This window comes from Erwinia sp. 1181_3, assembly GCF_052824965.1.
Map to the genome: position 1 here is coordinate 755,454 of NZ_VTDE01000002.1, position 25,210 is coordinate 780,663.

Annotated in this window: 19 protein-coding genes and 6 tRNA genes; 21 read left to right on the forward strand and 4 right to left on the reverse strand. The window is 52.8% G+C overall.

The window, feature by feature from the left end; translation table 11 throughout:
- Positions 1 to 48: 48 nt before the first annotated feature.
- Positions 49 to 1,716, reverse strand: a complete 1,668-nt coding sequence (gene glnS, locus FY046_RS07930) for a glutamine--tRNA ligase (RefSeq protein WP_133845560.1) — start codon at positions 1,714 to 1,716, stop codon at positions 49 to 51.
- A 157-nt stretch (positions 1,717 to 1,873) separates the two neighbouring features.
- A complete protein-coding gene (nagE, locus tag FY046_RS07935; protein WP_133845774.1) occupies positions 1,874 to 3,820 on the reverse strand; it encodes a PTS N-acetyl glucosamine transporter subunit IIABC in 1,947 nt (648 codons plus the stop codon).
- A gap of 335 nt (positions 3,821 to 4,155) precedes the next feature.
- Here nagE and nagB point away from each other — a divergent pair, with 335 nt between their 5' ends.
- The 11 genes from nagB (at position 4,156) to FY046_RS07990 (ending at position 10,967) form a co-directional block, all read left to right on the forward strand.
- Positions 4,156 to 4,956 (forward strand): glucosamine-6-phosphate deaminase, encoded by an 801-nt coding sequence (gene nagB, locus FY046_RS07940; RefSeq protein WP_133845562.1) that lies wholly within the window; start codon positions 4,156 to 4,158, stop codon positions 4,954 to 4,956.
- 99 nt (positions 4,957 to 5,055) lie between these two features.
- Entirely contained in the window at positions 5,056 to 6,204 is a 1,149-nt protein-coding gene (gene nagA, locus FY046_RS07945; protein ID WP_446185933.1) for an N-acetylglucosamine-6-phosphate deacetylase, read from the forward strand.
- 7 nt (positions 6,205 to 6,211) lie between these two features.
- Entirely contained in the window at positions 6,212 to 7,432 is a 1,221-nt protein-coding gene (nagC, locus tag FY046_RS07950; protein ID WP_133845566.1) for a DNA-binding transcriptional regulator NagC, read from the forward strand.
- A 22-nt stretch (positions 7,433 to 7,454) separates the two neighbouring features.
- On the forward strand, positions 7,455 to 8,207 hold the full coding sequence (locus tag FY046_RS07955; RefSeq protein WP_133845775.1) for an HAD-IIA family hydrolase: 753 nt from the start codon (positions 7,455 to 7,457) through the stop codon (positions 8,205 to 8,207).
- Between the two features lie 262 nt (positions 8,208 to 8,469).
- Positions 8,470 to 10,134, forward strand: coding sequence for an asparagine synthase B (gene asnB / locus FY046_RS07960; protein ID WP_133845568.1), 1,665 nt, complete (start codon positions 8,470 to 8,472; stop codon positions 10,132 to 10,134).
- Between the two features lie 220 nt (positions 10,135 to 10,354).
- Positions 10,355 to 10,431: transfer RNA gene (locus FY046_RS07965), tRNA-Met, on the forward strand.
- Positions 10,432 to 10,441: 10 nt separating this feature from the next.
- Positions 10,442 to 10,526: transfer RNA gene (locus FY046_RS07970), tRNA-Leu, on the forward strand.
- A 24-nt stretch (positions 10,527 to 10,550) separates the two neighbouring features.
- Positions 10,551 to 10,625 (forward strand) — tRNA-Gln (locus tag FY046_RS07975).
- Positions 10,626 to 10,666: 41 nt separating this feature from the next.
- Positions 10,667 to 10,743, forward strand: a tRNA-Met gene (locus tag FY046_RS07980).
- A gap of 7 nt (positions 10,744 to 10,750) precedes the next feature.
- A tRNA-Gln gene (locus tag FY046_RS07985) sits at positions 10,751 to 10,825 on the forward strand.
- Positions 10,826 to 10,892: 67 nt separating this feature from the next.
- Positions 10,893 to 10,967, forward strand: a tRNA-Gln gene (locus FY046_RS07990).
- Between the two features lie 102 nt (positions 10,968 to 11,069).
- Here the strand turns inward: FY046_RS07990 and ubiF are convergent.
- Positions 11,070 to 12,248, reverse strand: a complete 1,179-nt coding sequence (gene ubiF / locus FY046_RS07995) for a 3-demethoxyubiquinol 3-hydroxylase (RefSeq protein WP_212813893.1) — start codon at positions 12,246 to 12,248, stop codon at positions 11,070 to 11,072.
- 185 nt (positions 12,249 to 12,433) lie between these two features.
- Here ubiF and miaB point away from each other — a divergent pair, with 185 nt between their 5' ends.
- The 9 genes from miaB to FY046_RS08040 all read left to right on the forward strand — a co-directional run bounded on the left by miaB (position 12,434) and on the right by FY046_RS08040 (position 21,843).
- Positions 12,434 to 13,858: a tRNA (N6-isopentenyl adenosine(37)-C2)-methylthiotransferase MiaB gene (gene miaB, locus FY046_RS08000; RefSeq protein ID WP_167864130.1), complete on the forward strand. Its 1,425-nt coding sequence runs from the start codon at positions 12,434 to 12,436 to the stop codon at positions 13,856 to 13,858.
- 196 nt (positions 13,859 to 14,054) lie between these two features.
- Complete coding sequence (locus FY046_RS08005) at positions 14,055 to 15,116, forward strand: PhoH family protein (protein WP_133845574.1); 1,062 nt, start codon at positions 14,055 to 14,057, stop codon at positions 15,114 to 15,116.
- Positions 15,113 to 15,580, forward strand: coding sequence for an rRNA maturation RNase YbeY (ybeY, locus tag FY046_RS08010; RefSeq protein WP_133845576.1), 468 nt, complete (start codon positions 15,113 to 15,115; stop codon positions 15,578 to 15,580). Before FY046_RS08005 ends, ybeY begins: the two co-directional genes overlap by 4 nt.
- 128 nt (positions 15,581 to 15,708) lie before the next feature.
- A complete protein-coding gene (corC, locus tag FY046_RS08015) occupies positions 15,709 to 16,587 on the forward strand; it encodes a CNNM family magnesium/cobalt transport protein CorC (RefSeq protein WP_339454962.1) in 879 nt (292 codons plus the stop codon).
- A gap of 7 nt (positions 16,588 to 16,594) precedes the next feature.
- Positions 16,595 to 18,130 carry an apolipoprotein N-acyltransferase gene (lnt, locus tag FY046_RS08020; RefSeq protein WP_446185934.1) on the forward strand — a complete coding sequence of 512 codons (1,536 nt, stop codon included), beginning with the start codon at positions 16,595 to 16,597 and terminating at the stop codon, positions 18,128 to 18,130.
- A 401-nt stretch (positions 18,131 to 18,531) separates the two neighbouring features.
- A complete protein-coding gene (locus FY046_RS08025; RefSeq protein WP_133845582.1) occupies positions 18,532 to 19,461 on the forward strand; it encodes an amino acid ABC transporter substrate-binding protein in 930 nt (309 codons plus the stop codon).
- Between the two features lie 243 nt (positions 19,462 to 19,704).
- The gene (locus FY046_RS08030) at positions 19,705 to 20,436 is read left to right on the forward strand and encodes an amino acid ABC transporter permease (RefSeq protein WP_133845584.1); all 732 of its coding nucleotides are present in this window, start codon (positions 19,705 to 19,707) and stop codon (positions 20,434 to 20,436) included.
- A gap of 3 nt (positions 20,437 to 20,439) precedes the next feature.
- On the forward strand, positions 20,440 to 21,117 hold the full coding sequence (gene gltK / locus FY046_RS08035; RefSeq protein ID WP_062745345.1) for a glutamate/aspartate ABC transporter permease GltK: 678 nt from the start codon (positions 20,440 to 20,442) through the stop codon (positions 21,115 to 21,117).
- Positions 21,118 to 21,843: an amino acid ABC transporter ATP-binding protein gene (locus FY046_RS08040; RefSeq protein WP_133845586.1), complete on the forward strand. Its 726-nt coding sequence runs from the start codon at positions 21,118 to 21,120 to the stop codon at positions 21,841 to 21,843. It begins immediately after the preceding gene.
- A gap of 85 nt (positions 21,844 to 21,928) precedes the next feature.
- Here FY046_RS08040 and FY046_RS08045 read toward each other — a convergent pair whose 3' ends face one another.
- On the reverse strand, positions 21,929 to 22,411 hold the full coding sequence (locus FY046_RS08045) for a zinc ribbon-containing protein (RefSeq protein ID WP_159337439.1): 483 nt from the start codon (positions 22,409 to 22,411) through the stop codon (positions 21,929 to 21,931).
- A gap of 216 nt (positions 22,412 to 22,627) precedes the next feature.
- Here FY046_RS08045 and leuS point away from each other — a divergent pair, with 216 nt between their 5' ends.
- On the forward strand, positions 22,628 to 25,210 hold the full coding sequence (leuS, locus tag FY046_RS08050) for a leucine--tRNA ligase (RefSeq protein ID WP_133845589.1): 2,583 nt from the start codon (positions 22,628 to 22,630) through the stop codon (positions 25,208 to 25,210).

Sequence of the window (25,210 nt, forward strand, 5' to 3'; positions counted from 1 at the left end):
AGACGAAAAAAAGGCCGCATCGGCGGCCTTTTATCAGCAAATAGCGGTTTACTCGCCCACTTTTGCCCAGGTATCACGCAGGCCAACGGTGCGGTTAAACACCAGATTGCTGGCACTGGAATACACGCTATCGGCACAGAAATAACCTTCGCGCTCAAACTGATACGGCGCAGAGGCTTCCGCCTGCTGCATACCCGGCTCAACAAAGCCCTGGCGGATCACTAAAGAATCCGGGTTGATGCTGGCGAGGAAGTCTTCTGCCGCTGCCGGGTTCGGCACGCTGAACAGGCGATCATAAAGACGGAACTCCGCTGGCAGCGCATGAACAGCCGATACCCAGTGGATCACGCCCTTCACTTTACGGCCGTCAGCCGGATCTTTGCTCAGAGTATCCACATCGCAGGTACAGAACAGGCAGGTGATGTTGCCTTCGTCATCTTTCGCCACACGCTCGGCTTTGATCACGTAAGCGTTACGCAGGCGGACTTCTTTGCCCAGCACCAGACGTTTGTACTGCTTGTTCGCTTCTTCTCGGAAATCAGCGCGATCGATATAGATCTCACGGCTGAACGGCACTTCACGTGTTCCCATTTCGGGCTTGTTCGGATGATTCGGCATGCTAATCATCTCGTCATGATGCGCAGGCAGGTTTTCAATCACCACTTTAACCGGATCCATCACCGCCATCGCGCGCGGTGCATTTTCGTTCAGGTCGTCACGAATACAGGATTCCAGCGCAGCCATCTCAACGATATTATCCTGTTTTGTCACGCCGATACGGCGGCAAAACTCACGGATAGACTCAGCGCTGTAACCACGGCGACGCAGACCAGAAACAGTCAGCATGCGAGGATCGTCCCAGCCTTCCACCACATTCTCAGACACCAGCTGGCTCAATTTACGCTTAGACATAATGGCGTATTCGAGATTCAGACGGGAGAACTCATACTGACGCGGGTGAACGGGAATAGTGATGTTATCCAGCACCCAGTCGTACAGACGACGGTTGTCCTGGAACTCCAGCGTACACAGGGAGTGGGTAATGCCTTCCAGCGCATCCGAGATGCAGTGGGTAAAGTCGTACATCGGATAGATGCACCAGGCGTTACCGGTCTGATGATGTTCAGCAAATTTAATACGGTAAATCACCGGATCGCGCAGCACGATAAAGTTGGAAGCCATATCGATTTTAGCGCGCAGGCAGGCGGTGCCTTCGGCAAAGCCACCGGCACGCATTTTGGCAAACAGCGCCAGGTTCTCTTCCACACTGCGATCGCGGTAGGGACTGTTTTTACCCGCTGACGTCAGGCTGCCACGGTATTCACGGATCTGCTCAGGCGACAGTTCGTCAACATAAGCCAGCCCTTTGGTGATCAGTTCAACAGCATAGTTATGCAGCTGTTCAAAATAATCAGATGAGTAGCGTACTTCACCGCTCCACGTGAAACCCAGCCATTGCACATCGCGCTTGATCGACTCAACAAACTCCAGATCTTCTTTCACCGGGTTGGTGTCATCGAAGCGCAGGTTGCACTGCCCCTGATAATCTTGTGCGATGCCAAAGTTCAGGCAGATCGATTTCGCATGACCAATATGCAGATAGCCATTCGGCTCAGGCGGGAAGCGGGTATGCACTGAGCTGTGCTTGCCGTTCGCCAGATCTTCGTCGATGATCTGACGAATAAAGTTAGTTGGGCGGGCTTCAGCCTCACTCATCTCAATTTCCTCAATAGTGCATGGCTTAAATTAGCTATGAAATAACGGAGTATGATCCACAAAGCAGAGAGGGGAAACAACCGTTTGTTGCGGGAATCACATAAAAAAAGGGCGGGAATCGCTTCCCGCCCTGTCACAGTCGCATCAGTCGACGGTGTTAGCCATTAATTTCAACGATTCGGGTCTCACCCGCTACCACGGTTTCACCGGCCAGCAGCGTTAATCCCGCGAAATCATCAATGTTGCTGATCACCACCGGACTGATCATCGAACGGGCATTCGCATTCAGGAAGACAAGGTCCATTTCCAGTACTGGCTGACCCGCCACTACCGTTGAGCCTTCTTCAGCCAGACGCGTAAACCCTTTACCTTCCAGTGCAACCGTATCCAGCCCCATGTGCACTACAATTTCGACGCCGTTTTCGGTTTCAAGACAGAATGCATGGTTAGTATTAAAGATTTTCACCAGCGTACCGGAAGCCGGAGCAACAACGGTGCTACCGGTTGGCAAGATGGCCAGGCCGTCGCCCACGGCTTTGCTGGCGAAGGCTTCATCAGGCACCTGGTCAATGGCAACAACCTTACCGCTAACCGGTGCAACCAGTGTACCGATCACCCCTTTAGCCGCATTGGGTATTGCCTGCGGAGCGGCGACTGGCGCAACAGGTTTCGAGCTCGCCGCTGCGGCAGCAACCGGGCCTTTAGCAATCTGCTTTTTCATCTCTTCGGCGATGGATTCTGCTTTCGCACCCACAATCACCTGAATGGTCTGCTTGTTCAGTTTCACCACCCCGGAAGCCCCCAGGCGTTTACACTGTGCATCATTCACCAGCGATGCATCTTTAACGGACAGACGCAGGCGAGTGATGCAGGCATCAATAACATTAAGGTTATCCGAGCCACCAATCGCACCAATATACTGGCGGGACAGGTCTGCCAAGCCCTCTTCGGTATTGCTGTTCGCTTCATCTTTTACCAGCAGGTCGCCTTCATCTTCGCGGCCTGGCGTTTTCAGATTGAGCATACGGATCACTGCGCTGAACAGAACGAAGTAGACTACAAAGGCCACCAGCCCCATCACCAGCAGCAACCACACATTCTGGCTGGCCGCAGGCAATTTATACATCAATACATAGTCGATGGCGCCCGCAGAGAAAGAGAACCCGGCATGAATGCCCAGCGTTGTCGCCACAAACAGACTGATGCCCGTCAGCAAGGCGTGGATCAGATACAGCATCGGCGCCAGGAACATAAACAGGAATTCCAGCGGCTCGGTCACACCCGTCAGGAATGCGGTCACCGCAACAGAAAGCAGCATACCGCCAACCATTGGACGGCGCGCTTTCGGCGCAGCCAGATACATCGCCAGTGCAGCACCCGGCAGACCAAACATCATGATCGGGAAGAACCCGGACATGAACATCCCCGCCGTGCCGTCACCCGCATAGAAGCGGTTGATATCACCGTGGACCACAGCACCGGCCGCATTGGTGAACTCACCAATCTGGAACCAGGCAATAGTGTTCAGCACCTGATGCAAACCGGTTGGGATCAGCAGACGGTTAACGAAACCGAAGATACCCGCACCGAAAGCCCCCTCAGAGACAATCCACTCACCGCCGGAATGAATTGCCGCCTGAACCGGAGGCCAGACATAACCAAACACCGCCGCCAGCACCAGACAGAAAAAGCCCGTCGCGATAGGTACGAAGCGTTTACCGCCAAAGAAGCTCAGGAAGTCAGGCAGTTTGATGTCAGCCCAGCGGTTGTAGGTCATACCGGCTATCAGGCCCGTAATAATCCCCGCCAGCACACCCATATTGACCGTTGGGTTGATGGTCACCATCGCTTTGGTCAGAATAAAGTAACCCACAGCACCAGCCAGCGCGGCAGCACCGGCGTTGTCTTTAGACCAGGTCGACGCCACACCGATAGCAAAAATCAGTGCGAGGTTGTCAAAAATCGCCCCGCCGCCCTGTGCAATAAACGGCATATTGAGTAAATCAGGCTGGCCGAAGCGCAGCATCAGTGCAGCAACAGGCAGCACGGCTATTGGCAGCTGTAACGACCGCCCTAATCTTTGAAAGAATCCTAAAATATTCACCATTTCCCCCTATGAGACCCGTTAAGGCGGCAAAAACCGTCTGTTTTTTTTCACGGTTTTTTTTGTCAGCCCGACACTACACACCACGAAACGAAGTGTAAAAAAAAATTAATTCGCTTCGCAAATTAAACCGTCATATATGTGATTAAAATCACCTAAAAACGCATTATTCTTAGCATATGGCTGGTCAACAGCACAAACTTATTTTATGATTCGAAAAATCAAAACGGACAAATCCCTCTGTTGCATGATGGTAATCGCGTTACGCTTACCAGAACAACGACAGAGCACCGTTTTAACTTAATACCTAACTCTGCTTATATACGAGGTGCAACATGAGACTGATTCCTCTGGCAACACCAGCCCAGGTCGGAAAATGGGCGGCACGCCATATTGTAAATCGCATCAATGCGTTCAATCCTACCGCCGATCGTCCGTTTGTCCTGGGCTTACCCACTGGAGGCACACCGCTGGAAGCCTATAAACATCTTATTGATATGCACAAAGCGGGCCAGGTCAGCTTCAAGCATGTTGTGACCTTCAATATGGATGAATATGTCGGCCTGCCGAAAGAGCACCCGGAAAGTTACCACAGTTTTATGTTCCGTAACTTTTTTGATCATGTTGATATTTCAAGTGAAAACATCAACCTTCTCAATGGTAATGCACCGGATATTGACGCAGAATGTCGCCAATATGAGGAAAAAATCCGTTCTTACGGCAAAATTCACCTGTTCATGGGTGGCGTAGGAAATGACGGACACATTGCCTTTAACGAACCCGCTTCCTCTCTGGCGTCTCGTACCCGTATTAAAACGCTGACTCACGATACCCGCATCGCCAACTCACGCTTCTTTGGTGGCGACGTCGACCAGGTGCCAAAATATGCCCTGACGGTGGGTGTGGGTACATTACTGGATGCAGAAGAGGTGATGATTCTGGTCACGGGCCATCTGAAAGCTCAGGCGCTGCAAGCCGCAGTAGAAGGCAACGTGAATCATATGTGGACCATCAGCTGTTTGCAGCTGCACGCGAAAGCGGTCGTGGTGTGTGATGAACCGTCCACGATGGAGCTGAAGATGAAAACCGTGAAGTATTTCCGCGAGATGGAAGCTGGAAATATTAAAGATCTGTGATCATCCCTGGTCGCTGTCGTCATTTCAGACCGGTGCCTGCCGGAGGGTTAGCGCCCTGCCGGCAGGACAAGAAATATCAGGAAAGTCAGGAGAACAACTATGTACGCATTAACCCAGGGCCGTATCTACACAGGCCATAAAATCCTCGATCGGCATGCGGTAGTGGTTGCCAATGGCCTGATCGATCGTATCTGCCCGCTGGAGGATCTGCCCGCTGGCATTGAAACTCGTCAGGTTGGCGGTGCGATTATTGCCCCTGGCTTTATTGACCTGCAGCTGAATGGCTGCGGCGGCGTGCAGTTTAACGATGATATTTCAGCGATCAGCGTAGAAACCCTGCAAATCATGCAGAAAGCCAATGAGAAGTCAGGCTGTACCAGCTTTCTGCCTACGCTTATCACCAGCACCGATGAGCTGATGAAACGTGCCGTTGAAGTGATGCGTGCCTGGCTGGCGCAGAACAGCAACCAGGCGCTCGGCCTGCATCTGGAAGGCCCCTGGCTCAATCCGTTGAAAAAAGGCACCCACAATCCAGACCTCATCCGTGCTCCAGATAGCGCGCTGGTCGATTTCCTGTGTGCCAACGCCGATGTCATCAGTAAGATTACCCTCGCGCCAGAAAAAGTAGACGCCGCGGTTGTTCGTCAACTGCGTGATGCCGGGATTATCATCTCTGCGGGCCATTCCCACGGTACTTATGACGAAGCGCTTGCCGGGATTGATGCCGGGGTCTCCTTTGCCACGCATTTATATAACGCTATGCCGACCACCAGCGGTCGTGAACCTGGATTAATCGGTGCGTTGTTTGATTCACCGGATGTCTGGTGCGGTATCATCGCCGACGGTTTACATGTCCATTACGCTAACATTCGTAATGCTAAACGAACCAAAGGCGACAAACTGATCCTCGTTACCGATGCCACGGCACCGGCGGGTGCTTCTATTGATCGGTTCATTTTTGCTGGTAAAACAATATACTATCGCAACGGGCTGTGTGTTGATGAGAACGGCACTCTGAGCGGATCTGCGCTAACTATGATTGAGGCTGTAGCAAACAGCGTCGAACACGTGGGCATTTCCCTTGACGAGGCGCTGCGTATGGCAACACTTTATCCGGCCCGCGCAATGGGGGTAGACACGCATTTAGGGTCAATTGAAGCCGGGAAAGTGGCTAATCTGACGGTGTTCACCCGCGATTACAAAATCACCCGGACTATCGTTAATGGTAACGAGGTCTTAAGCGAGTAGATATTTAATGACCACTGGCGGCCAGGCTCAAATTGGAAATGTTGATCTTGTTAAACAACTTAATGGTGCAGCCGTCTACCGGCTCATCGATCAGCAGGGCCCTATCTCACGAATCCAGATCGCCGAGCACAGTCAGCTCGCCCCCGCCAGTGTCACCAAGATCACGCGTCAGCTCATTGAGCGTGGTCTGATTAAAGAAGTTGACCAACAGGCTTCTACCGGGGGGCGCCGGGCGATTTCTATCATTACGGAAACCCGCGGATTTAATACCATTGGCGTGCGCCTTGGTCGCAACGATGCCACCGTCACCCTGTTTGATTTAAGCGGAAAATCGCTGGCGGAAGAGCACTACCCACTGCCAGAACGCACGCAGGAAACCCTCGAAAACGCGCTGTTTAAGGCCATTGCTGACTTTAGCGAACTGCATCAGCGCAAACTGCGCGAACTGATTGCGATCTCCGTCATTCTGCCAGGTCTGGTCGACCCGAAAAACGGTATTATTCGTTATATGCCACACATCAGCGTCAGCCACTGGCCGCTGGTCGCCAACCTGGAAAAACGATTCAATGTCACCAGTTTTGTCGGCCATGACATCCGTAGTCTGGCCCTGGCAGAGCACTATTTTGGCGCATCGCGCGATTGTGCTGACTCCATTTTGGTGCGTGTTCATCGGGGAACAGGTGCCGGGATTATTGCTAACGGTCAGATTTTCCTCGGCAGCAACGGCAACGTGGGTGAGCTGGGGCACATCCAGGTGGACCCGTTAGGCGAGCGTTGCCACTGCGGCAACTTTGGCTGTCTTGAAACTATCGCTGCCAACAGCGCCATTGAACATCGCGTGCGCCATCTACTCACGCAGGGTTATCCAAGTAGTCTCACCCTTGATGATTGTCAGATTCAACTTATCTGCCGTGCCGCCAATCGCGGAGATGCGCTATCAAGTGAAGTGATTGAACATGTTGGCCGTCACCTCGGCAAAGCAATCGCCATTGCCATTAATCTGTTCAATCCACAAAAAATTGTCATTGCCGGTGAAATTACGGAAGCAGATAAAGTGCTGCTGCCGGCAATTGAAGGCTGCATTAATACTCAGGCACTCAAAGCCTTCCGTAAAAATTTACCCGTTGTACGCTCGGAGATCGACCACCGATCGGCCATTGGTGCTTTTGCACTGGTGAAACGCGCCATGCTCAACGGAATTCTGCTTCAGCGCCTGCTGGAAGGTTAATTGAATGATGGACTCTGAACGCATGACGATAAAGAACGTAATCTGTGATATCGACGGCGTGCTGATGCACGACAATACTGCCGTCCCCGGCGCGCGTGAGTTTTTACAGCGCATCGTCGGCAATAATATGCCGCTGGTGGTGTTAACAAACTACCCTTCCCAAACCGCGATGGACCTGTCTAATCGCTTTGCCTCTGCCGGCATTGAACTGCCGGACAGCGTGTTCTATACCTCTGCAATGGCCACTGCGGACTTCCTGAAGCGTCAGGAAGGAAAAAAAGCCTATGTGGTTGGAGAAGGCGCGTTGATCCATGAGCTGTACAAAGCCGGATTTACGATTACCGATATCAATCCTGATTTCGTTATCGTCGGAGAAACCCGTTCCTTTAACTGGGACATGATGCATAAAGCCGCTTTCTTCGTGGCCAATGGTGCACGATTCATCGCAACTAACCCGGACAGCCGTGGACATGGCTTCTCACCAGCCTGTGGCGCGCTTTGCGCAGGTATCGAAAAAATATCCGGCCGTCAGCCTTTTTACGTCGGTAAACCCAGTCCGTGGATTATGCGTGCAGCACTGAATAAGATTCAGGCGCACTCCGAAGAAACGGTGATCGTAGGTGATAACCTGCGCACCGATATTCTTGCTGGCTTCCAGGCCGGGTTGGAAACCATTCTGGTTCTGTCGGGAGTTTCCAGCCTGAGTGACGTTGACGCGATGCCGTTCCGTCCTACCTGGATCTACCCTTCCGTTGCCGATATCGACATTATCTAGTTTTCTGCCCGGTCCGCCGGGCACCGCCCCCACGCTGTGCACTTCTTGTTCACTTTTCACCATTCATTATCGATTCGTCAATAAAACTCCATTTAATTTGCATATCCACTAAGAATTCACCTTGGTCAACAGGCTATTTTTCACCTAATGACTAAATTACTTGCATCACCTCACTGGTTAGCGCATTTTCTTATACATCACGCGATATCTGTCGCTTTAAACCAATATCATCACCGCAAGGTAAGTCGTTAGGGAGCTGTTTATGTGTTCTATTTTTGGTGTACTCGATCTGAAAAGCGATCCTGTTGAACTGCGCAAGAAAGCCCTGGAGCTTTCACGTCTGATGCGTCACCGTGGCCCGGACTGGTCCGGCGTGTATGCCGATGACAAAGCGATCCTCGTCCATGAGCGTCTGTCGATCGTTGACGTTAACAACGGCGCACAGCCGCTGTACAACGCAGCGCATACCCACGTACTTGCGGTGAACGGTGAAATTTACAACCATCAGGCGCTGCGCGCTGAACTGAGCGATCGCTATGAGTTCCAGACCGAGTCTGACTGTGAAGTGATTCTCGCGCTGTATCAGGAAAAAGGCATCGATTTCCTCGATGACCTGCAAGGCATGTTTGCCTTCATTCTGTATGACAGTGTGAAAAACACCTGGTTAATCGGCCGTGACCATATCGGGATTATCCCGCTGTATATGGGCAACGACGAGCACGGTAACCTGTATGTCGCTTCCGAAATGAAAGCGCTGGTGCCTGTATGCCGCAGCATTAAAGAATTCCCACCGGGAAGCTATCTGTCCAGCACCGATGGCGAGATCCGCCGCTACTGGCAGCGTGACTGGTTTGACTATGCCGCAGTAGAAGAAAACGTCACTGATGCAGCGGCGTTGAAAAACGCACTGGAAGAGTCCGTTAAAAGCCACCTGATGTCAGATGTGCCTTACGGTGTCCTGCTGTCCGGTGGTCTGGATTCTTCGATTATCTCTGCCGTGACCAAACGTTTTGCGGCGAAGCGCGTAGAAGATCAGGATAAAAGCGAAGCCTGGTGGCCACAGCTGCACTCCTTTGCCGTTGGCCTGGAAGGATCGCCGGACCTGACCGCGGCGAAAGCCGTGGCAGAACATCTGGGTACCGTGCACCACGAAATTCATTTCACCGTGCAGGAAGGTCTCGATGCGATTCGCGATGTGATTTACCACATCGAAACCTATGATGTGACCACCATCCGCGCGTCTACGCCGATGTACCTGATGTCACGTAAAATCAAGGCAATGGGCATTAAGATGGTACTGTCCGGTGAAGGTGCTGACGAAGTGTTCGGCGGCTACCTTTACTTCCATAAAGCACCGAACGCCCGTGAATTCCACGAAGAGAACGTGCGTAAATTGCATGCACTGCATATGTTTGACTGTGCTCGCGCTAACAAGGCGATGTCAGCCTGGGGCGTGGAAGCGCGTGTACCGTTCCTGGATAAAAAATTCCTGGATGTGGCAATGCGCATCAACCCACAGGATAAAATGTGTGGTAGCAACGGTAAAATGGAAAAACACATCCTGCGTGAGTGTTTTGAATCTTACCTGCCAGCCAGCGTCGCATGGCGCCAGAAAGAGCAGTTCTCTGATGGTGTGGGCTACAGCTGGATTGATACGCTGAAAGAAGTGGCTGCAGAGCAGATTAGCGACCAGCAGTTGCAAACCGCCCACTTCCGTTTCGCGTACAACACGCCAACGTCTAAAGAAGCGTATTTGTACCGTGAAATCTTTGAAGAGCTGTTCCCGCTGCCAAGCGCAGCAGAATGCGTCCCTGGCGGCCCGTCAGTGGCCTGTTCGTCCGCTAAGGCCATAGAATGGGATGAAGCGTTCAAAAACATGGACGATCCATCAGGTCGCGCCGTAGGTGTGCACCAGTCTGCTTACTAATATGTTCTGATGAATCACCGCTAACGGGCCCTTGTGGCCCGTTTTTATTTAGCCGTTGCGTCTGTTAGCATCAGAATTCGTTGATTTTATCGTCATCCTGCTCACAAGGCAGTCAAACAACACGATTGTGACAAAAAACGGGAAAAAACTTGTTGACGCTTTTAGGCCAACTCCGCATAATGCGCCCCGCAACGCCGCAGAAGGTTACGCGAAAAAAGAAGGCTACTTAGCTCAGCTGGTTAGAGCACAGCACTCATAATGCTGGGGTCACAGGTTCGATTCCCGTAGTAGCCACCATCTTTTTTGCGCGGGAGTGGCGAAATTGGTAGACGCACCAGATTTAGGTTCTGGCGCCGCAAGGTGTGCGAGTTCAAGTCTCGCCTCCCGCACCATTTCCATAAGCGGTTTTGCACGGATGGGGTATCGCCAAGCGGTAAGGCACCGGTTTTTGATACCGGCATTCCCTGGTTCGAATCCAGGTACCCCAGCCATTTTTTTAGAAGTATGTTAGTATTGTAAAGCAGTAAAATTAGGCTACTTAGCTCAGCTGGTTAGAGCACAGCACTCATAATGCTGGGGTCACAGGTTCGATTCCCGTAGTAGCCACCAATTTTATTGGGGTGTCGCCAAGTGGTAAGGCTCTGGTTTCTGATACCAGCATTCCGGGGTTCGAATCCCTGCACCCCAGCCATATAAAGACGGCTGGTAGTACGAGTCGCAAAGAAGAAGACGCCTGGTTCGCCAGTCGCATAAAAAATTGGGGTGTCGCCAAGCGGTAAGGCACTGGTTTCTGATACCAGCATTCCGGGGTTCGAATCCCTGCACCCCAGCCATAAAGTATAAAAGCCTGCGCAAGCGGGCTTTTTTACGTCTGTAGTAAATCCAAACTAACGATCATGCAGGGGTTGGCCTTCTGTTTCGGTCAACCCGCAATCTCACAATCCCAGTGCGTACTTCAGCGCCTGCCGTTTTAACACGCCAGAATGCTGCGCCACTATCAGCCCCAGATTACGCACCACTTTAAGCGGCGCAGACTGATTACTGAAGGCGAAATAGAACAGGTCCATACCACTTTGCATCAGCAGATTATCTTTCTGTCGTTTACGCTGATAACGCTGTAATACCGCCGTCGACGCCCAATCCTCTGCCCGCAGACGCGACTCGCTTAATACACTGATTAATGCATCAACATCACGATAGCCCAGATTTACGCCCTGTCCGGCCAGCGGATTAATGGTGTGCGCAGCATCACCCACCAGCGCCAGGCCAGGGAGGACATAACGCGTGGCGTGACGACGAACCAACGGGAATGATCCAGCCGCAAACGGCGTAACCTGGCCGAGACGTGCCGGGAAATGCGCCTGAATCTCTTTTTGCAGCTGTGGCATCGTCATTGCTTGCAGTTGGCGAATACGCGCCGGGCTGTCGTACCACACCAGTGAAGCCCAGCGGTCAAACAGCGGCAGGAAAGCACGTGGCCCCTCCGGGGTAAACTGCTGCCAGGTGGTATCCCCGGCATCCTGTTCACAGCGAACGCTGATTAACATACAGGACTGAGCATAATTCCAGCCGTGAATACCAATGCCCGCTAACTGACGTACCTGCGAATTGGCACCATCGGCCCCCACGACCAGCCTGGCTGTGACTGTCTCACCGTTCTCCAACGCCAATTGCCAGCCACCGTTAACTTGCTGTAAATCGCGCAGGCGGGCCGGGCATAACAGCGCCACCTCCTGTTGTTGCAAACGCTGCCACAGCGCACGCTGCAATACACTGTTTTCAACCATATAACCGAGCTCAGGTAAGCCGAGCGATTCAGCATCGAATCCGACATGCGCGGTCTGCCACTCCCAGGTCTCCAGCTTACGATAAGGGACGCAGCGCATACCGAGTACCGCAGGCCAGACATCCAGCTGCTTCAGCAGTGCGACAGAGGCCGCACCAATGGCCGAAATTCGCACGTCAGGGTGGCTGGCAGCATCAAACGCGGCCGGTGCCGCCTGCTCCAGTACCGCGACCTGAAAACCCTGCTGTGCCAGCCCACTTGCCAGCGCGGCGCCCACCATGCCGCCACCGACGATGGCCACATCTACTTTATGTTTTTTTTCCGTCATTTTTTTTCCTTCTCCGGCCGTATCACGCGTGCTGTGCAGCTACACCTCACCGGCAGAATTCTGTTATCCTGATCGTTCGTAAGTGTACCGGATTTTTCTGTGACATTCAGAACACCGGCCTCACTGGCAGCGAAGCACTACAATACGCGCCCCGCTCTCCTTTCTGCATGACAAATGGCAAGTCGATGACAAAAAAACTGCATATTAAAACCTGGGGCTGTCAGATGAATGAGTATGACTCATCCAAAATGGCAGACCTGTTAAACAGCACTCATGGTTATACCCTGACCGATGCGGCAGAAGATGCCGATGTCCTGCTGCTCAACACCTGTTCGATTCGTGAAAAGGCCCAGGAAAAAGTTTTTGCTTTGCTTGGCCGTTGGAGAAAACTGAAGGAGTCTAATCCCGATGTGATTATCGGCGTCGGCGGCTGTGTGGCATCACAGGAAGGCGATCAACTGCGCCAACGTGCCAGCTGCGTGGATATTGTTTTTGGCCCGCAGACCCTGCACCGTTTGCCAGAGATGATTAACACGGTGCGTGGCACGAAAAGCCCAATCGTTGACGTCAGCTTCCCGGAAATCGAGAAATTTGACCGCATGCCCGAGCCGCGTGCTGATGGGCCGACCGCATTTGTCTCGATCATGGAAGGCTGCAATAAATACTGCACCTTCTGCGTGGTGCCTTATACGCGCGGTGAGGAAGTCAGCCGCCCTTCGGATGATATTCTGTTCGAGATCGCTCAACTGGCCGCACAGGGCGTGCGTGAGGTGAATCTGCTGGGTCAGAACGTCAATGCGTATCGCGGTGAGACCTTCGACAGCGGTATCTGCTCATTCGCTGAGCTACTACGCCTGGTTGCCGCCATTGATGGTATTGACCGCATTCGCTTTACCACCAGCCACCCTATCGAATTTACCGACGATATCATTGATGTCTACCGCGACACACCAGAGCTGGTGAGCTTCCTGCACCTGCCGGTACAAAGCGGAGCCGACCGCATCCTGACGCTGATGAAGCGTGCCCACACGGCGCTGGAATACAAAGCGATTATTCGCAAGCTGGTTGCTGCACGCCCGGATATTCAAATCAGCTCTGACTTTATCATCGGTTTTCCTGGCGAAACGCAGGCAGACTTCGAGCAGACCATGAAGCTGGTCGGTGAAATCAATTTTGATACCAGCTACAGCTTTATCTATTCAGCCCGTCCGGGAACCCCCGCTGCCGACCTGCCGGATGATGTCTCCGACGACGAGAAAAAACAGCGTCTTTATATTCTGCAGGATCGCCTTAATCAGCAGGTGATGGCCTGGAGTCGCCGTAAGCTTGGCACTGTGCAACGCATTCTGGTCGAAGGCACTTCACGTAAAAATGTGATGGAGCTGTCCGGCCGTACTGCATGTAATCGCGTGGTGAATTTTGAAGGCACGCCAGAACACATTGGCAAATTCGTTGATGTCGATATCGTCGATGTCTATGCCAACTCACTGCGCGGCATTTTTGTCCGCGGTGAAGCTCAAATGGACCTGCGCAGCATCGAGACCCCAGCCTCCGTTATTGCGCGCACGCGCAAAGAGAACGAACTGGGCGTCGGCACCTTCCAGCCTTAATCCCTCAATAATGCGGCGAGCCTTCCGGGTTCGCCGTATGATTTCATTGCGTTACACTTGCTTTCTGAAAGACGCGCCCAAATATCCACTCGGACGCTTGCAGCTTTATGTGCTGCCATAAATAATTCATTTATGGCGCTGAAGCCAGACAGTCATCCATTTCTCAACCTGGCCCTGTGTGACCCAAAGGATTAGTTTGAATATTGAAACACGTGAAGTAACGCTGGAACCTATTGATAACGCGCGGCTGCTGAGCCTGTGCGGCCCATTTGATGACAATATCAAACAGTTGGAACGCCGACTGGGTATTGAGATCAACCGCCGTGAAAACGCCTTTAAGCTGGTGGGACGTGCGCTGAGCGTTCATGCTGGCGTAGACATTCTGCGTCATCTTTATGTGGATACCGCCCCTGTACGAGGCCATATCCCGGATATCGACCCGGAACAGATTCATCTGGCTATCAAAGAGAGCGGCGTGCTTGAACAGACCGCGGACAGTGTGCCCGAGTTCGGCAAAGCGATTCATATTAAAACCAAACGCGGCGTGATCAAACCGCGTACGCCAAACCAGGCGCAGTATGTCGCCAACATTCTCGACCATGATGTTACGTTTGGTATTGGCCCTGCGGGAACCGGTAAAACGTATCTGGCGGTCGCAGCCGCGGTGGATGCCCTGGAGCGCCAGGAGATCCGTCGTATTATGCTGACCCGTCCTGCCGTTGAAGCCGGTGAAAAACTCGGCTTCCTGCCGGGGGACCTCAGCCAGAAGGTGGACCCCTACCTGCGCCCTCTGTACGACGCTCTGTTCGAGATGCTGGGCTTTGAACGCGTGGAGAAGCTGATCGAGCGTAACGTGATTGAAGTGGCACCGCTGGCCTATATGCGCGGTCGTACACTGAACGATGCGTTTATCATTCTCGATGAAAGCCAGAACACCACCATCGAACAGATGAAGATGTTTCTGACGCGTATTGGATTTAACTCGAAAGCGGTGATCACCGGTGATGTGACGCAGATTGACCTGCCACGTAACCTGAAATCCGGCCTGCGCCATGCTATTGAGGTGCTGTCCGATGTGGATGAACTGAGTTTTAACTTCTTTCACAGTGAAGACGTGGTGCGCCATCCTGTCGTTGCGCGCATTGTCGTTGCCTATGAAGCCTGGGAAGCTGCCGACCAAAAACGGCGTGATGCCCAGGCAGAAGAACGTAAACGTGAAGCACTGGCTGCCCAGCAGGCTTCACAGGAGAACAAATGAGTAATGTTATTCTGGACCTGCAACTCGCCTGTGAAAGCGAGCAGGGTCTGCCGGCTGAAGCCGATTTTCAACGCTGGCTGGAGGCGGTACTGCCGCAGTTCCAGCCAGAAAGCGAAGTCACTATCCGTCTGGTTGATGAAGCGGAAAGCCGTGAGTTAAACCACACCTATCGCGCAAAAGACAAACCGACTAATGTGCTGTCCTTCCCATTTGAAGCCCCTCCGGGCATCGAACTGCCCCTGCTGGGCGATTTGATTATCTGTCGCCAGGTGGTGGAAGCGGAAGCTACCGAACAGGAAAAAACGCTTGAGGCCCACTGGGCGCACATGGTGATCCACGGTAGCCTGCATCTGTTGGGTTATGATCACATTGAAGATGACGAAGCCGAAGAGATGGAATCGCTGGAGACCGAGATAATGCTTGCTCTTGGCTATCCCGATCCGTACATTTCGGAGAAAGAATAAGTACCTGGCTTGTATCGCCTGAAAATGAAGGCCACTGCGGCTTCAGATGACAGATTTGTACAAGCCATCACGCCTGCCCCACCTGGGGCAGCCGATTTTATTGATAGAGAGACAAACTCAAAAACGCCATGAGCGATGACCATTCACAAAACAATGACAGTCCCAGTACCAAAAAGGGATTTTTTACGCTGATTCTCAACCAATTGTTCCACGGTGAGCCGAAAAACCGCGATGACCTGCTGGAGTTGATCCGTGATTCTGAACAGAATGACCTGATCGACCCGGATACCAGGGACATGCTGGAAGGTGTGATGGATATCGCCGAACAGCGTGTACGCGACATCATGATCCCTCGCTCTCAGATGGTCACGCTCAAGCGTAACCAGACGCTGGAAGAGTGCCTGGCGGTGATTATTGAGTCTGCCCACTCGCGTTTCCCGGTGATCAGCGAAGACAAGGACCATGTTGAAGGCATCCTGATGGCCAAGGACCTGCTGCCATTTATGAGCAGTGAGTCCGAGCCGTTCAGTATGGAAAAGGTACTGCGTCAAGCGGTGGTGGTGCCGGAAAGTAAGCGTGTCGACCGGATGCTGAAAGAGTTCCGTTCACAGCGCTATCATATGGCTATTGTGATTGATGAATTTGGTGGCGTGTCCGGCCTGGTGACTATCGAGGATATCCTTGAGCTGATCGTCGGTGAAATTGAAGATGAGTATGACGATGAAGAAGATCGCGATATTCGTCAGCTCAGTCGCCACACTTACACCATTCGCGCCCTGACGCCGATCGAAGATTTCAACGAAGTCTTCAACACCCACTTCAGCGATGAAGAAGTGGATACCATCGGCGGCCTGGTGATGCAGGGCTTTGGCCATCTGCCGGCACGGGGTGAAAGCATTGAGATCGATGGTTACCAGTTTAAAGTCGCGATGGCAGACAGCCGCCGTATTATTCAGGTCCATGTCAAAATCCCGGAAAATTCGCCGCAACCGACTCTGGAAGAGTAACCGACTTATGGCAATTGCCTTATTCTGCCAGCGCCAGCAGGTTCGCCTGCTTTTAGCGCTTATCACGGGTGCCATTGGCACCCTTTCTTTCTCCCCCTATGATTTCTGGCCTGCGGCACTGGTTTCACTGATCGGCTTACAGGCCCTGACGTTAAACCGCAGCACGCGTCAGGCCAGTGCCATCGGCTTTGTCTGGGGCATGGGACTGTTCGGTAGCGGCATTAACTGGGTTTACGTCAGCATTGCCGCCTTCGGCGGAATGCCTGGTCCGGTCAATGTCTTCCTTGTGATCCTGCTGGCAGCCTGGCTGTCTCTCTATCCCCTGCTGTTTGCTGCCCTGCTCAACCGCCTGAGCCCGAAAACCACGCTGCTGCGCCTGGCGCTGGCGGCTCCGGTGCTGTGGCAAATGACGGAGTTCCTGCGCGGCTGGGTACTGACCGGTTTCCCGTGGTTGCAGTTTGGCTACAGCCAGATTAATGGCCCGCTGAAAGGCCTGGCGCCATTACTGGGTGTGGAAGGCATCACCTTCCTGCTGATGATTATCGCCGGCCTGGCGGTGTATGCCGCACTGAAACGCCATCTGGCTGCTGGTGTCGCCGCCCTGGCATTACTGTTGCTCCCCTGGCCGCTGCGTCAGATCAGCTGGTTCCAGCCTTTGCCCGAGCGGGCAGTGGATGTGGCGCTGGTACAGGGCAATATTGAACAATCGATGAAGTGGGATCCGGATCAGCTGGTAAATACGCTGAAAACCTATACCGCGCTCAGCCGTCCGTTTGTAGGGAAAGCGCCGATCATCATCTGGCCAGAGTCGGCGATTCCTGACCTGGAAACTCGCCAGCAGCCGTTCCTGAAAGCCGTGGATGAACAACTGCGGGCTGGAGGCAGTAGCCTGGTGACCGGCATTGTTGATTCACGCCTCGAAAGCAATCGCTACCACGACTACAACACCATCATCGTGCTGGGCGGACCGCAGCCTTACAACTATTTCAGCAAGAACCGCTACCAGAAGAATCATCTGGTGCCTTTTGGTGAGTTCGTTCCGCTGGAAACCCTGCTGCGTCCACTGGCACCGTTCTTCGACCTGCCAATGTCTTCCTTCAGTCGGGGTGACTACGTGCAGCCACAGCTCCAGGTTGCGGGTTACAACCTGACAGCCGCCATCTGCTACGAAATCGTACTGGGCCAGCAGGTGCGTGACAACTTCAGGCCCGATACCAACTTCCTTCTGACAATCTCGAACGATGCCTGGTTTGGTCACTCCATTGGTCCGTGGCAGCATCTGCAAATGGCGCGTATGCGTGCACTGGAACTCGGCCGCCCACTGCTTCGCAGCACCAATAACGGAGTGACAGCAGTGGTGAATGCTGAGGGTGAGATTGCACAGATTATTCCACAGTTCAAAGCGGAAGTACTGGCAGCCAAGGTCACACCGACGACCGGGCTGACACCTTATGCCCGAATCGGCAACTGGGGTATCTGGGCTGTGACATTACTGTTTGCCCTTGCTGGCGTCCTCTGCGCCTGGCGTTCACGCCGTTCATAACTCTCTCCGGGCGAGGCATGCCTCGCCCCTATCTTTCTCCCCCCATCCCCAACAGCTTATGCTGCATTTCTGTTAAAAAACCGCCGTTGGCACGATGATTGCAAAATATTTCCGTGAAACGTGTGTCAGCCCGATATCAAGTCGCTACGAAATCGTTCGCGCACCTTCATGGCGCAGATATTGCACCCATGCGAAGCATTGTCGAAAGAATCGCACTTAATTGGTGCGGGTTGCATCGCAAAAAAGAAACTTTTCCGTATCACTTCATTAACATTCAGCTATGTTATGGAGGAATGACACCGTTTTCGCTATGGATAAAACAGATAACTAGCAGGAAATACACACATCACATCACGTCGGCGTGGGTTTATTTCGCGCCACAACTGCAAAGGAGTTGGAACATGAAATTACGGAAACTGGGGCTTTGCCTTGCACTGGCAGGATTCGCCTCTGGTATCGCTCACGCTGAGGACGCAAAACCACAGGCAGCAGCTGATGCACAACAGCAAGCATCTACTCTGGAAAAGATTGCTAAAAACGGCGTGATCGTCGTTGGCCACCGTGAATCCTCCGTCCCGTTCTCCTACTACGACAACCAGCAAAAAGTTGTGGGTTACTCTCAGGATTATTCCAACGCGATTGTTGAAGCTATCAAGAAAAAGCTGAACAAACCTGACCTGCAAGTAAAAATGCTACCGATTACCTCGCAGAACCGTATTCCGCTGTTGCAAAACGGCACCTACGATTTTGAATGTGGCTCTACCACCAATAACCTTGAGCGCCAGAAACAGGCCAGCTTCTCCGACAGCATCTTCGTCGTCGGTACGCGTCTTCTGGTGAAGAAAGGCGGCGCGATTAAAGACTTCGCCGATCTGAAAGGCAAAAGTGTTGTTGTGACTTCAGGTACCACGTCAGAAATTCTGCTGAACAAGCTGAACGACGAGAAGAAACTCGACATGCGTATCATCAGTGCAAAAGATCACGGTGACTCTTTCCGCACCCTGGAAAGCGGCCGCGCTGTCGCATTTATGATGGATGATGCTCTGCTGGCAGGTGAACGAGCTAAGGCAAAAAAACCGGCTAACTGGGAAATTCTTGGCACTCCACAGTCTCACGAAGCTTACGGCTGTATGCTGAGAAAAGGTGATGGCGAGTTTAAAAAGCTGATGGACGACACAATTGCCCAGGCACAGACGTCTGGCGAAGCCACTAAGTGGTTCGACAAATGGTTCAAACAGCCTATCCCACCAAAAAATATGACGATGGACTTTGACCTGTCTGACGACATGAAAGCATTGTTCAAAGCGCCTAACGACAAGGCAATGAATTAATAAAGAAAAAGCACGCACTGATTCGCGTGTCAACAGGGCGGTACGCTGCCCTACGATTGTTGAACACAGGCTCGGACAGACACAGTCAGGCGGACAGGGCTTACGTTCTGGCGCCTGACGAAGATGCAAACCGGTCGTTCCCCGGTGCGCATATCAAAATATTCTCCCGAAGCAGGGAGAGTATTTGAGCCTCTCATCAATCTTCAGGGTAGCGGTCGCTACCCTTTTTTTCCGGAGTATTTTATGTCTATTGATTGGAACTGGGGAATATTCCTGCAAGAGGCCCCATTCGGTAATACAACCTATCTTGGTTGGCTGTGGTCCGGTTTTCAGGTCACCATCGCCGTCTCCGTTTGTGCCTGGATCATCGCCCTGTTAGTCGGTTCCCTGTTCGGTATTTTGCGAACCGTTCCTAACCGTTTACTGTCCGGTCTTGGCACCTGCTACGTTGAGTTATTCCGTAACGTGCCGCTGATCGTGCAATTCTTTATCTGGTATCTGGTGGTGCCGGAGCTGCTGCCGGAAGGTCTTGGCATGTGGTTTAAATCGGAAATCGATCCGAACATCCAGTTCTTCACCTGCTCCGTGCTGTGCCTGGGTCTGTTCACCGCCGCCCGTGTTTGTGAACAGGTTCGTGCCGCTATTCAGTCACTGCCCAGCGGCCAAAAAAATGCCGGACTGGCCATGGGGCTGACGCTGCCACAAACCTACCGCTATGTGCTGCTGCCTAACGCCTATCGCGTGATTGTGCCGCCGATGACCTCGGAGATGCTCAATCTGGTCAAAAACTCAGCCATTGCTTCCACCATCGGGCTGGTTGATATGGCGGCTCAGGCGGGAAAACTGCTGGACTACTCCGCACACGCCTATGAATCTTTCACCGCAATTACCCTCGCCTACATCGCTATCAACGCGGTGATCATGCTGCTGATGGGGCTGGTTGAACGTAAAGTCCGCTTACCGGGGGGCAAATAAACAATGTATGAATTTGACTGGAGTACCATCGTCCCCAATCTTCCTTACCTCTGGGCAGGGATGGTTGTTACGCTGAAAATCACCGTGACGGCGGTAATTTTTGGCATCATCTGGGGCACCCTGCTGGCGGTCATGCGCCTGTCATCCTTCAAACCTATCAGTTGGTTCGCCAAGATCTACGTCAACCTGTTCCGCTCCGTTCCGCTGGTGATGGTGTTGCTGTGGTTCTATCTGGTGGTGCCAAGTTTCCTGCAGCAGGTGCTGGGGCTGTCGCCGAAGACAGATATCCGCCTGATCTCTGCGATGGTGGCCTTCTCGCTATTCGAAGCCGCGTATTACTCAGAAATCATCCGTGCGGGTATTTTGAGTATTGCTCGTGGTCAGGGTAGCGCTGCACTGGCACTGGGTATGACGCAGTGGCAATCGATGCGGTTGATCATCCTGCCTCAGGCGTTTCGCGCCATGGTGCCGCTGCTGCTTACCCAGGGCATTGTTTTATTCCAGGACACCTCGCTGGTCTATGTTCTGAGCCTGGCGGACTTCTTCCGTACTGCCGATACCATCGGTGTGAATAATGGTACTGAGATTGAAATGGTGCTGTTTGCCGGTGCGATTTACTTCGTTATCAGCCTTAGCGCTTCGCTGTTGGTCAGCTATTTAAAGAAAAAAAGGACTGCGTAAATGATTACCCTGAAAAATGTTTCTAAGTGGTATGGTCACTTTCAGGTGCTGACCGACTGCTCAACCGAAGTCAAAAAAGGTGAAGTGGTGGTGGTGTGTGGTCCTTCAGGCTCAGGGAAGTCGACGCTGATCAAAACGGTGAACGGTCTTGAGCCTATCCAAAAAGGGCTGATTGAAGTGAATGGCACCCCCGTCAACGACAAGAAGACCAACCTTGCCCAACTGCGTTCTAAAGTTGGCATGGTGTTTCAGCATTTTGAGCTGTTCCCACATCTGTCGATCGTCGAGAACCTGACGCTGGCACAGGTAAAAGTCCTGAAACGCAATAAAGAAGAAGCGCGTCAGAAAGGGCTTAAGCTACTCGAACGCGTTGGACTGTCCGCCCATGCCAATAAGTTCCCTGGACAGCTCTCCGGTGGTCAGCAACAGCGTGTAGCAATTGCCCGCGCGCTGTGTATGGATCCTATCGCCATGTTGTTCGACGAACCCACTTCAGCGCTGGACCCAGAAATGATCAATGAAGTGCTGGACGTCATGGTCGAACTGGCGAATGAAGGCATGACAATGATGGTGGTGACGCACGAAATGGGCTTCGCCCGTAAAGTGGCCAACCGGGTGATCTTTATGGATGAAGGAAAGATTGTCGAAGATTCACCGAAGGATGAGTTCTTCAACAATCCACAGTCTGAGCGTGCTAAAGACTTCCTGGCGAAGATTCTGCATTAATCCGTAGGGAGCCAGGTATGCCTGGCTCTGGGTCGGGCATGCCCGACCCCTACATTAATCCGTTGTGCCATTGTCCTGCGTTCATTTATGGCTCAAAGGGCTGACGTACAAACTGGTCATGATTGCACTCCGGGCAACGTTTCAGAACCTCGGGTGTGTAAATCGCCCGCGTATACTGACAGTTCTCACACACCAGATTGCCCAATCCCACCACTTCACCACTTTGATAGACACCATGATGGTTGAGGTCCTGGAAGACCTCGCGCCACTCAAGCTGACTCTTATCCGTAATATCAGCCAGCTCCTTCCACAGGCTCTGACGGATAACCCGCATAAACACGCTATCGCTTAATTCTTCCTGGTTCTCCGCATAGCTGCGGGCAAACTCTTCGAGATCACGACGAACGGCACGACTGACTTCATCAATTTCGCTACGGGTCAACTCACCCCGGTTTTGCATACGCTGTCGGGCACTCTCCACCAGGGTATCGATGTCACGTTCCCCGCGCTCCAGGCGTTGGGTCAGCGAGGACACCAGCTCGCGATAATACTGAGCAACCTTGTTCATAGACACTCCTTATTGATAACGAAAGCGTTTCTCCTCATTCTAGTTGCTGATGGCAAATACCCACATTTTCGCACTGAAATTTGCCGCCGCGCTTCCAGCTTGTAGAGAAATGCCCCGCGGCAGGACGCTTACTGTTGTTGCCTCGGGGCCGAATCAGCTATGCTATGCGGATCTGAACGAACACGAAAAAATTGATACAAAGGACTACTGGCTACTATGCAAGAGCAATATCGCCCGGAAGAGATAGAATCCCATGTTCAGCAGCAATGGGATAACAAGCAAACGTTCAAAGTGACCGAAGAAGAAGGTAAAGAGAAGTACTACTGCCTCTCCATGCTGCCCTATCCTTCTGGCCGCCTGCACATGGGCCACGTACGCAACTATACCATTGGCGATGTGATCTCCCGCTATCAGCGCATGCTGGGTAAAAACGTCTTACAGCCTATCGGCTGGGATGCATTCGGCCTGCCCGCTGAAGGAGCCGCAGTTAAAAACAACACTGCGCCTGCGCCATGGACTTACTCCAACATCGACTACATGAAGAACCAGCTTAAACTGCTGGGCTTCGGCTACGACTGGAACCGTGAACTGGCGACCTGTCAGCCAGAATACTATCGTTGGGAACAGTGGTTCTTTACCAAGCTGTATGAAAAAGGCCTGGTCTATAAAAAGACCTCTGCGGTTAACTGGTGTCCACACGATCTGACCGTTCTGGCTAACGAGCAGGTCATCGATGGCTGCTGCTGGCGTTGTGATACCAAAGTTGAGCGTAAAGAGATCCCGCAGTGGTTTGTAAAAATCACGGATTATGCTGACGAACTGCTGAATGACCTCGACACGCTGGAAAGCTGGCCTGAACAGGTTAAAACCATGCAGCGTAACTGGATTGGCCGTTCTGAAGGCGTGGAAATCGAGTTTAATGTCAGCAACAGCCCGGAAAAGCTGCGCGTATATACCACACGTCCTGACACGTTCATGGGTGTGACTTACCTCGCTGTGGCTGCAGGCCATCCTCTGGCTGCACAAGCAGCAGCAAGCAACCCTGCGCTGGCTGACTTTATCGCTGAATGCCGTAACACCAAAGTTGCTGAAGCAGAAATGGCAACCATGGAGAAAAAAGGCATGGCCACCGGCCTGTACGCACAACACCCGCTGACGGGTGAGGACGTGCCGGTATGGGTCGCTAACTTCGTGCTGATGGAATACGGCACAGGTGCTGTGATGGCCGTTCCTGGCCACGACCAGCGCGACTGGGAGTTCGCCACTAAATACGACCTGCAGATCAAACCGGTTATCCTGGCTGCAGACGGCAGCGCACCGGATCTGAGCGAAGCGGCAATGACCGAAAAAGGCACGCTGTTTAACTCCGGTGAGTTTGACGGTTTGTCTTACGAAGAAGGCTTCAACGCCATCGCGACAAAACTGGCCGATAACGGCGTCGGTGAGCGTAAAGTGAACTACCGCCTGCGCGACTGGGGTGTGTCTCGTCAGCGTTACTGGGGCGCCCCAATCCCAATGGTCACCCTGGAAGACGGTACCGTTATGCCAACCCCGGAAGACCAGCTGCCGGTGATCCTGCCAGAAGACGTGGTGATGGATGGTATTACCAGCCCGATTAAAGCCGATCCTGAATGGGCAAAGACCACCGTCAACGGCCAGCCTGCGTTGCGTGAAACCGACACCTTTGACACCTTTATGGAATCCTCATGGTATTACGCGCGTTACACCTGCCCGGATTACGATAAAGGCATGCTGGACCCGGCTGCCGCCAACTACTGGCTGCCAGTGGACCAATATGTTGGCGGCATCGAACACGCCATCATGCACCTGCTTTACTTCCGTTTCTTCCATAAACTGCTGCGTGATGCAGGCCTGGTGAACTCGGATGAACCCGCAAAACGCCTGCTGTGTCAGGGAATGGTACTGGCAGATGCCTTCTACTATCTTGGTACCAGCGGAGAACGTAACTGGGTTTCACCGGTTGACGTGACCGTTGAGCGTGATGAGAAGGGCCGTATCACCAAAGCCAGCGATGCCGAAGGCCATGAGCTGGTGTATGCCGGCATGAGCAAAATGTCGAAGTCGAAAAACAACGGCATCGACCCACAGATCATGGTTGAGCGTTACGGTGCAGATACTGTTCGTCTGTTTATGATGTTTGCTTCACCAGCAGAAATGACGCTGGAATGGCAGGAATCCGGCGTGGAAGGGGCTAACCGCTTCCTGAAACGTGTCTGGAAGCTGGCGTTTGAACATACAGAAAAAGGTGCAACGGTTGCCCTGAACGTTGATGAACTCAACGACGATCAAAAAAGCCTGCGTCGTGACTTGCACAAAACCATCAGTAAAGTGTCTGATGATATCGGCCGTCGTCAGACCTTTAACACCGCGATTGCGGCAATTATGGAGCTGATGAACAAACTGGCACGCGCCCCACAGGAGAGCGAACAGGATCGTGCGCTGATGCAGGAAGCGCTGCTGGCCGTTGTACGCATGCTCAACCCGTTTACCCCGCACGCCAGCTTCGTGCTGTGGCAGGCGCTGGGTGGCGCCGGGGATATTGACAACGCACCGTGGCCGCAGGCAGACGACGCTGCAATGGTAGAAGATTCACTGCTGGTTGTGGTACAGGTTAACGGCAAGGTGCGCGGTAAAATCACCGTAGCCGCTGACGCTAATCAAGAACAGGTGCAGGCTCGCGCTGCGCAGGAGCATCTGGTGGCCAAATATCTCGATGGCGTCACCATTCGTAAAGTGATTTACGTACCGGGCAAGCTGCTTAACCTGGTCGTTGGTTGA

Excerpts from the sequence above, each read along its gene's own strand:
- nagC (WP_133845566.1), top strand. The coding sequence starts at position 6,212 with ATGACCACTGGCGGCCAGGCTCAAATTGGAAATGTTGATCTTGTTAAA.
- FY046_RS08045 (WP_159337439.1), bottom strand. The coding sequence starts at position 22,411 with ATGAACAAGGTTGCTCAGTATTATCGCGAGCTGGTGTCCTCGCTGACC.
- leuS (WP_133845589.1), top strand. The coding sequence starts at position 22,628 with ATGCAAGAGCAATATCGCCCGGAAGAGATAGAATCCCATGTTCAGCAG.
- glnS (WP_133845560.1), bottom strand. The coding sequence starts at position 1,716 with ATGAGTGAGGCTGAAGCCCGCCCAACTAACTTTATTCGTCAGATCATC.
- ybeY (WP_133845576.1), top strand. The coding sequence starts at position 15,113 with ATGAGTAATGTTATTCTGGACCTGCAACTCGCCTGTGAAAGCGAGCAG.
- miaB (WP_167864130.1), top strand. The coding sequence starts at position 12,434 with ATGACAAAAAAACTGCATATTAAAACCTGGGGCTGTCAGATGAATGAG.
- lnt (WP_446185934.1), top strand. The coding sequence starts at position 16,595 with ATGGCAATTGCCTTATTCTGCCAGCGCCAGCAGGTTCGCCTGCTTTTA.
- FY046_RS08030 (WP_133845584.1), top strand. The coding sequence starts at position 19,705 with ATGTCTATTGATTGGAACTGGGGAATATTCCTGCAAGAGGCCCCATTC.
- FY046_RS07955 (WP_133845775.1), top strand. The coding sequence starts at position 7,455 with ATGACGATAAAGAACGTAATCTGTGATATCGACGGCGTGCTGATGCAC.
- ubiF (WP_212813893.1), bottom strand. The coding sequence starts at position 12,248 with ATGACGGAAAAAAAACATAAAGTAGATGTGGCCATCGTCGGTGGCGGC.
- FY046_RS08040 (WP_133845586.1), top strand. The coding sequence starts at position 21,118 with ATGATTACCCTGAAAAATGTTTCTAAGTGGTATGGTCACTTTCAGGTG.
- FY046_RS08025 (WP_133845582.1), top strand. The coding sequence starts at position 18,532 with ATGAAATTACGGAAACTGGGGCTTTGCCTTGCACTGGCAGGATTCGCC.
- corC (WP_339454962.1), top strand. The coding sequence starts at position 15,709 with ATGAGCGATGACCATTCACAAAACAATGACAGTCCCAGTACCAAAAAG.
- nagB (WP_133845562.1), top strand. The coding sequence starts at position 4,156 with ATGAGACTGATTCCTCTGGCAACACCAGCCCAGGTCGGAAAATGGGCG.
- gltK (WP_062745345.1), top strand. The coding sequence starts at position 20,440 with ATGTATGAATTTGACTGGAGTACCATCGTCCCCAATCTTCCTTACCTC.
- nagA (WP_446185933.1), top strand. The coding sequence starts at position 5,056 with ATGTACGCATTAACCCAGGGCCGTATCTACACAGGCCATAAAATCCTC.
- asnB (WP_133845568.1), top strand. The coding sequence starts at position 8,470 with ATGTGTTCTATTTTTGGTGTACTCGATCTGAAAAGCGATCCTGTTGAA.